The organism is Odoribacter sp. N54.MGS-14, assembly GCF_000980295.1.
GTDB classification, from domain to species: Bacteria; Bacteroidota; Bacteroidia; order Bacteroidales; family Marinifilaceae; genus Odoribacter; species Odoribacter splanchnicus.
The window spans coordinates 1-8,105 of the sequence record NZ_LARL01000097.1 but is presented as its reverse complement, the minus strand read 5'-3'; the positions used below and the strand labels follow the sequence as shown (position 1 = coordinate 8,105).

Here is an 8,105-nt window from a genome sequence, read left to right as displayed (position 1 = left end):
GCAATATCTACAGCCGGTTTAAAATCATATGTCACACGTAATTGTCCCGGTCTGGGTTTCACGGTCTCAATGACAACCACCCCATTGGCAGCTCGGGAACCATAGAGAATCGTAGCAGAAGCATCTTTTAAAATAGTAATACTTTCAATTCTATTGACATCCATGTCATATACTTTTTGAATAGTTGTCTCAAAACCATCCAAAATAAACAATGGTGCCGAGGAACCTTCTTGAAAAGATCCTTTACCACGAATTGTAAATTCAGGCAATGTATTGGGGTTGGACCCCATCACATTATTCTCAGTAATTTTAAAACCTGCATCTAATGCACTCAATGTCGTAAAGATATTTGCTGTATGTACCTTCTGCAAATCTTCTTTCTTAATTGTCGTAACTGCTCCGGCAAATCCCTCTGTCTTACGAGTAAAATACCCATTAACTATCACCTCATCTATCTCTGCAATCTCCGCCTTCATCGTTACATTTATTTCATTGCGTTCGCCCACAGTAACTTGTTGTGTTTCCATACCAACAAAAGAGAATACCAAAGTTAATCCCTCCTGTTCCGGGCAATTCAAGACATAATTCCCATTCACATCTGTAACAGTACCGACCGTCGTACCTTCAATCATAACGGTCACTCCCGGCAATGATGTACCGCTCTCGTCCGTCACCTTGCCAGTCAACTTTCGTTCTTGCACACTGGGCTGTACAGTTTCAGGTTTTGGCTCTCTGACTCTCAAAATAATAGTCTCATCTTTAATCTGATAAGTCAAATTTGTGCCTTCAAGGCATTTTTCAAGCACCACACGCAAATCCTCATCCACAAAATGAAAAGTGAGATTTTTTACCTGCTCTACCTGTTCATCCTGATACAAAAAAGTGTAATTCGATAAATTTTCCAGAGTTGCAATAATCTCTGCCAGATTAACATTCTGCACCTCAAAAGAAACTTTCCTCAATTGAGCATATGCACTCGCCAACATCGGGAAAGTCAGGAAAAGTGTAAAAAACACAATTTTTCTACACTTTTCCAGCAATCTTCTTGGTATAAGAAGATCACATGTTCCATTTTTTTTCATAAATTTGTACAATTAAGTTAAACATTAAACGGCTTGTTTGCCGTTTTGAAAGGGCAGAGTACCCACATACTCTGTCCTGTTTATTTTTCGGTTATAAAGATCTTTCTCCCTTCCACCTTGAATCGGATTCCTCCTGTCATTTCCAGCATACTGACAATATGTTCAAAGTCATCATACCGTTTCAGATTCCCGGAAAACGACACTTTTTTCAAGGATTCATTTTGAAATACCGCCTCTACATTATACCAACGTGAAATAATATGCATAACCTCTTCCAGAGAGCGTTTCCGAAATACGAACTTTCCCTCTTTCCAAGCAATGTAAGGGAAAACATCTACTTTCTTTTTTTCCAAATTACCATCGGTTCCAACCATTCCCTGTTCACCCGGCATCAAAATAACCGTTTGATCGGCTACAGCAAAGCGGACAGCACCTTCGACAAGAGTCGTCTCGATCCGATTCTCCTCTTTATAAGAATAAACATTAAAACTAGTACCCAATGCTTCTATCTCCGCCTCGCCGGTGACCACAATAAAAGGATGTTCTTTATCTTTTGCTACCTGAAAATAAGCTTCTCCTGTCAAAAATACTTTCCGTTCAGTACCTGCAAATTGCACTGGATATCGCAATTCGGAAGCCGAATTCAGATTCACAACCGTACCATCCTGTAAAGTTACCGAATACTCTCCGCCTCTCGGAATTTGTAAAATATTATATTGAATTTTCCCGGTCTGTTGCCGGCCAATATAGCTCAAACGTTCTTTAGCAGTGTGTATTTCAGCTCCAGGTTGTACCAATATCGAATCCATGTCCGGGCCACCTAACAAAATCCGCTCTCCATCAGCAAGTATCAGTTCCGCTTTCGCATTTCCAGGTAAAATATTTTCAGTCATCAGCCCGACCGGATACCGATCATCTTTATCCTGCAGTACAAAATAAAAAAGCCCGCTTACCAATAGCAACAATACCGAAACAGCTACAGCAGTCACTTGAAACAATCGGACTCTCCTCGAACGATGTTCACATTTTTGCCGTATCTTTAGGTAGGCCATCACCAAATCCACCTGTTCCCATTGTTTACTTTTCGAAATGATAAACTCCGAAGTCAGAACCTGACGATACAGTAGTTCATTCTCCGGAAATTCCTGTCGCCACCTTCCAAGTGTTTCCTCCTCCTTTTCGGTCAACTGCCCCTGGACAGCTTTCGACAATAAAAAAGCAACTTCCTTATAATTTTCAAACTCTGCCATAGAAGCTTTATTTATTCATTACACTTATACGACACTTCAAAAACAAAAAGGAGGTAAAAGAAAATTGTTAAAAGTGAAAATAAATACTCTTACCGCTGGATAGATAAAAGTAAATAGCAGAAAACAAACGAATTAAGAAAACAGGACAGCAGGAAGAAAAAGAAATAATTTTCCAAATTTTTCCTTCAAAATTTTCCTGGCTATCTGCTTTTGCTTTTTTACGGTCTCTACTGCAATATCTAATTTTTCTGCAATTTCTTTAGCACTATAACCTTCTAATGTTAAAGAAAACACTGTCCGGCAAGCAGGAGGCAAATCCTCCATTGAATTCATTACCAAACGGAAAGTCTCTTCTGCTATATAATTATTGATTTCAGTAATATTTATCTCTTCTGTAAAAGAACGCGTTGCTTCATTTCTTATTTTTTCAGCCCGTAAATAATTAAAACACTTAAAACGGACCATCTGGTAGACATAAGCAGAAAAATCACCGACAACACTCCAACGTTCCCGGGTTTCCCAAAGCTTCACAAATACTTCCTGTACCAGATCTTCAGCTATAGTTTTGTCTCCCACATAATATAAAGCAAAAGAAATCAGAGATGGGTAGTAATCTATAAACAAATTACGGAAAATTTCATCTTCTTCTATTCCTTTGATTCTAAAATATTTAGACATAAAGCAAAAACGATTCTAATAAAAGAATTCATACAGCGGCACAGATCTATAACCCGCTCATGGCCAAACAAAATTAAAGATTAAAACAGTAGCTGCCAAATTTTTATCATCTATTATGAACCTTCATCTACGGCAGAGCTAACCGGTAAAGAAAAAATAAGCGGAAATTTGCAGCAATAGGAAACCGGACTATCTGGATTATTTCCAGGAAGAATGCTATTTCTCAAATCAAGACTAGTCCGCAATTCAGTGAAATCCCGGAAGTATAATTTCCCAATAACCGACGGGCATTGTCCCGATCACGAATCATATTCAAAGCCCTGTTATATACTGCTTTGTAGAGCCAACCTGCCAAAGATCTGACATTCGGAAATTGCAAGGAAGAATCCCATAACCCGATCATACACTCCTGAACAATATCCTCCACTCCGACATTTTCATGGGTCAGTTTGGCCACATAGGTACATAATGCCGGATAAAACTCCTCGTACAATTGCTGCCAGGCAGTTTCTCTTTTTTTGTTCAGGTCTACTATAAATCGTTCATTATCACGCATAGTTCTCCTCCGGTTGTGTGGCAAATATAAAGAAAAAAATAAAAAATAACTCTCCTCTAAACTAAAATCAGTCCAGACACCATTACCTAACGAAAACAGTAATAACGAATAAAAGAGATACTCACCGACGAGAACGTAGAAAAGGAAAATGAAACATTACCCCCGTCCCTTTGTTTCGTTCTATTTTTCTTTTTACTTTTGTAATGGGTTTCATGATAACTTATGTTATAACCCTCAGGACCAGAAAATGTTGGAGCAGGATCTGGTCCTTTTTATCTCAGGCGCCTGAGCGAAAAGAATGCAAATAACAGAGAAGCGGGAAACTCTTTTCTAAGAATTTTGAGTCCCAACGAAATATGAGTTTTGACAGTATTCACGGAAACACCCAGTATTTCAGCGATTTCTTTATATTTTTTACATTCGATAAAACATAGCCGCATAACTTCTCCACAACGATCTGGAAGCTGATTGATCCGGTTCATAATTTGCCGGATCAATTCTTCATGTTCGGAATAATCGGTCTCGGCATAGAGCAGATTTTTATACGATTCATTCTCTTCGTGCCGGGCCCTTACTTTCAAATGATCCAGGTAGTTCAGTGAACGGTTACGGGTAAGACTCAAATAGTAAGGCAACATCGGTTGAGTAAAATCTATTTTCTCACGTTGCGTCCATGTTGTCAGAAAAACATCATGTACAATATCTTTGGCAATATCCGCATCCTTCACAAAGCTCATCGCATGAAAACACAATGGCTTGAAGAATCGCTTAAACGAATCTTCAAACTGTAACTTAAACTCACATTCACTTACATATCCTAACATATTATCTTTGCCGGAATATTGATTTACGTGCAAATATAATTTTTTTAAGGATATTAACAAAGTATTTATTCCGGAAGGTTCCCTGATATAAAAGATCACTGAATCGGTAACATACGGCAATCCCGGAACCGGGATTGCCGTATGTTACCGATTTACCACCAGGGATTAGAATCGTATCCTTTAGCCACGACACATTTTCCCATCACATTCCGGTGGACGGTCACCTCCTTGCTCATCAGATCCACAATCGCAAAAGAACCCTTGTATTCTTTCGGACTACCGGCATCATAAGTAGCAATGATCAACTGAGTTTCTTTTGCCGAAACTGCAACTGCTACGGGTTTACCGATATCGTCCGGCAATGTCACGAAATCGGCAAGCGTGGGTTTTAATACCGGAGTCGTATAGACCTTATTGCCTACCACAAAATACCAGTCGTTTTCAGCGACCAATACGCCCTTGGTATCGGCATCGGCACCAGCCAAAGGAAGAGTTTCCATTTCCAACAAATGTCCGTCTTCATTCACTGCAGGTTCTTCTTCCGTCGCTTTTTTGAAATCGATGTACTCAAAAGAGATCAGATTGATTTTTCCTGTTTGTGCTGTTGCCATCGACATGACATGAGCTCTGGAAACATATTTGTAAATAATGGTCTGTCCTTCATAAGAGGGTTGATTTTTTATTTCCACAACTCTATCCAAAGCATACGGATCGCTCACTAATCCCAGGGCTGGATCGTCGATCTGGTTTTTCAAAATATAAAATTTCTTACTCAATTCATCGAAAACATATACATAAGTATAGGCAGAAGCCGGATTGCTCCAGTAATATTCTTTATCGTGCTTAGCTGCCCGATATAATAAACCACTATTATAAGAATAAATTTTACCATTAGAAACATAATAAACGGCATCCGTCAACATGTAAACGGCATCTGTCGGATTGAATGTATCTCCCTCATAGATAAAACTATGGTCGTTAATCAATCCACTCGGCATAAATGCTCCGTTATTCGTCATAATTACCGGGTTATCTCCTTGGCTGGTAATAATATTAAATGAATAAAAATAATCATTTAAAGAAGAAATATTTCCAAAATAATCGATTATCGCTTTCGGTTGTTTCCCCAATGCATAGTCTCCGATTTTAGTAGCATGCAAACACTCGGTAGTCCCTTCTTTCGATGAGAAATATGACAATACGGCGGACTGGTCGGGTTCTTCACACAAGAAATAATATCCCCAGGAAAAATTCGAAACCACATTCACATTAAAATCCACAAAATACTTCATACCGTTTTTTGTGTCTGTAACGACATAACGGCAGTCGTATTTTCCAACATTCAATGTTTCGGGAACAAAATAAGCCAAATCACGGTTCGTTCCGATCTCTTTCCCTGCCAGACTCCAACTATATTCCAATCCCTCCTCCGAAGCCTGCAATGAACGGCCGATCACCGGATGTATGTTCAACACCTCTCCTCTCATCACCGAAGTATCTTTTGTGACACCCGTTACTATCACCTCATTCACTGCTTTATAATCATAGTTTCCTTTGTCTTCTGAACAACTATAAAATAGCATAATCAGAACAATGATATATAATCCAATACTCTTTTCAAAAACTTGACATCTATTTTTCATAGCAAACAATTTTTAAATATTAAGGAAGCATAATTCTAGGTTTCGAGGTATCTCCATCCGGATAAACTTCGTGATCTATAAAATACTGCTTCAACTTACCGATAAACATAAAGGTAGAAGGATACCAACTGGGATAACCGGCATAATAGGGCATTTGGTCCCAATATAACAATTTACCAGTATTCGGTCCCCATTTTTCGACATTCGGGTCAGCTCCATAAAAATAAATCTCCTGCCATTTTGCATATTTCTCCCGAACGAATACACCGAAATATCTTTCCCAACTCGGCCACCAGGATGGAGCTTGTAAGATATCTGAAAAGACCAGTTTAGCTGCTAACAATTCGGAAGCTCCTACCTGGAAATTTTCATTATTTTCAATATAAAGGGTAATTGTCCGCGATTCTTTTTTCAGGATGGGGGTCCGGTTGACTTTTACTTCAAGGGTATCCCGTAAAGTACCGGATTGGATGACCGCTTTTTCTATAACCGACATATCCCAGTCGGTCCCGGTTGCAGTAGTTTTCTTTTCATTTACAACAACCTTATAATGCCGGTCTGTTTCTGTCTTCAACCCAACCGAATTCACCGGAATTTTAAAAGTATAACTGGTCACCGAAGGATCATCCATCGCAAAAGAATATACCAGGCTATCTACTCTTTCAGTTGTTTTTCTTCCATATTGATCCAATTGGAAGGGTAGATCGAAGTATATATAATTCGTCGAATTATCGAATCCGTCGATATCCTGATCACAAGCCACTTGTACCATTCCTATCAGGCACAAAGTCATATATAATATTATCTTCTTCATAGATTTGTCATTTAGCATTATTTCTCTTCTTTCGGGCTCTCATTAGGTGAAAATTCGTATTCATCGTCCGGAATCGGGAAAATATATTTATCCTTTGTCGGAGCGATAATAACTCCTTGTTTTACATAAAACTCTTTATACAACCGTTTATAAATCATAAACATCCGTCCTTCACCGATAAAATCTTTCCGCATTTCACGCATCAGAAATTCCATGATTTCATCATTTCCATAGGAACCGTTTAAACGGGCCAGATTACGGGATTCCCGCACATCGTTCAAATAACCGAGTGCCTTGACATTATCTTTACCGATCATTGTCTCGCAAGCGACATAATATACTTCGGCCAAACGTAAAATCGGAATCTCCGGATAATAGGGCAAACGTATAGTTCCGGGGTAGGAAGTTTCCTCAAGTTTACTGAAAATATAATAACTTCCACCGTTCGACGGTTTCCCAAACCAGAAACGCAAGCGATTGTCCGTACCGGACCCATCCGGAGCACGTCCATAAAGATCGTTTAAGTATATGCTATATTGATTGGTATTGATACAAAAGTTATCGGTCTGATTCCCTTTTTCAAAACCAAAGACTTCTTTGGTCACTTCCCAAAGATCGTTCTTATAGAACCCAAGGATCGTCTCTTCTCCCAGATTCTTATCATATAATTCATCTTCCCGGTTTGTCAAGACAAATAATTCATTTTGTTTACATAACTGAATCAGTTCATCGGCAATTTCGTAAGCTCCCGGTTTATTCAATAAGGCCAGCTCTAGCCGCATCAATAGTCCTTTTACTGCAAACAGATTCATCCGATCACCCCGACGTTCCAACACGGAATGATAATCGAGCATAGAAGTATTCCCATCGCCATATCGTTTATTCCCGACGATCGGATCTTCTTTCAACAAGTCCTGTGCTTTCAATAAGTCGGCTTTCGCTTTTGTCAGCACCGAGCGCATCGACTCAAATTTTTGAGCCTCGACATTAAATTGAGTACGATAAGAAATACAAGCCTGATCGAGGTCACCTTCTTTTTCAATTACAGGACCATACATAGCAGCTAATTCCATATGCATAAAAGCCCTCAAAGCATAAGCTTCCCCTTCGATCAATTCTGAATATTTTATAGAGCTTCTATTAGATTCCAAGGATTCCAGAATATAATTGGCCTGTGTGATTCCTTGATACATCGCCGACCAAATTGCATCGAAGCGGGATTTTGCACTCGCATCTTCATAATCGAATTGAGACTGTT

The 8,105-nt window shown here is 39.1% G+C and carries 8 protein-coding genes; all 8 read right to left on the bottom strand.

Features of this window, described 5'->3' with window-relative positions:
* Positions 1–1,082: SusC/RagA family TonB-linked outer membrane protein (locus WS42_RS13680; RefSeq protein WP_046451264.1), on the bottom strand; the 1,082-nt coding region annotated here is incomplete at its 3' end.
* An 80-nt stretch (positions 1,083–1,162) separates the two neighbouring features.
* Positions 1,163–2,332 carry a FecR family protein gene (locus WS42_RS15680; RefSeq protein ID WP_087384366.1) on the bottom strand — a complete coding sequence of 390 codons (1,170 nt, stop codon included), beginning with the start codon at positions 2,330–2,332 and terminating at the stop codon, positions 1,163–1,165.
* 132 nt (positions 2,333–2,464) lie between these two features.
* Positions 2,465–3,010, bottom strand: coding sequence for an RNA polymerase sigma factor (locus WS42_RS13670; protein ID WP_022159413.1), 546 nt, complete (start codon positions 3,008–3,010; stop codon positions 2,465–2,467).
* A gap of 223 nt (positions 3,011–3,233) precedes the next feature.
* Positions 3,234–3,566: an RNA polymerase sigma factor gene (locus WS42_RS13665; protein ID WP_087395338.1), complete on the bottom strand. Its 333-nt coding sequence runs from the start codon at positions 3,564–3,566 to the stop codon at positions 3,234–3,236.
* A gap of 272 nt (positions 3,567–3,838) precedes the next feature.
* The gene (locus WS42_RS13660; RefSeq protein WP_147345765.1) at positions 3,839–4,423 is read right to left on the bottom strand and encodes an RNA polymerase sigma-70 factor; all 585 of its coding nucleotides are present in this window, start codon (positions 4,421–4,423) and stop codon (positions 3,839–3,841) included.
* A gap of 119 nt (positions 4,424–4,542) precedes the next feature.
* Positions 4,543–6,033 carry a PKD-like family lipoprotein gene (locus tag WS42_RS13655; RefSeq protein ID WP_046451263.1) on the bottom strand — a complete coding sequence of 497 codons (1,491 nt, stop codon included), beginning with the start codon at positions 6,031–6,033 and terminating at the stop codon, positions 4,543–4,545.
* Between the two features lie 19 nt (positions 6,034–6,052).
* Positions 6,053–6,847, bottom strand: a complete 795-nt coding sequence (locus tag WS42_RS13650) for a DUF4843 domain-containing protein (protein ID WP_162609979.1) — start codon at positions 6,845–6,847, stop codon at positions 6,053–6,055.
* Positions 6,848–6,864: 17 nt separating this feature from the next.
* Positions 6,865–8,105: RagB/SusD family nutrient uptake outer membrane protein (locus WS42_RS13645; protein WP_046451261.1), on the bottom strand; the 1,241-nt coding region annotated here is incomplete at its 5' end.

What these genes read in the sequence shown, in the direction of transcription:
- WS42_RS15680 (WP_087384366.1), bottom strand. Translation starts at nt 2,332, where the DNA reads ATGGCAGAGTTTGAAAATTATAAGGAAGTTGCTTTTTTATTGTCGAAA.
- WS42_RS13670 (WP_022159413.1), bottom strand. Translation starts at nt 3,010, where the DNA reads ATGTCTAAATATTTTAGAATCAAAGGAATAGAAGAAGATGAAATTTTC.
- WS42_RS13665 (WP_087395338.1), bottom strand. Translation starts at nt 3,566, where the DNA reads ATGCGTGATAATGAACGATTTATAGTAGACCTGAACAAAAAAAGAGAA.
- WS42_RS13655 (WP_046451263.1), bottom strand. Translation starts at nt 6,033, where the DNA reads ATGAAAAATAGATGTCAAGTTTTTGAAAAGAGTATTGGATTATATATC.
- WS42_RS13650 (WP_162609979.1), bottom strand. Translation starts at nt 6,847, where the DNA reads ATGAAGAAGATAATATTATATATGACTTTGTGCCTGATAGGAATGGTA.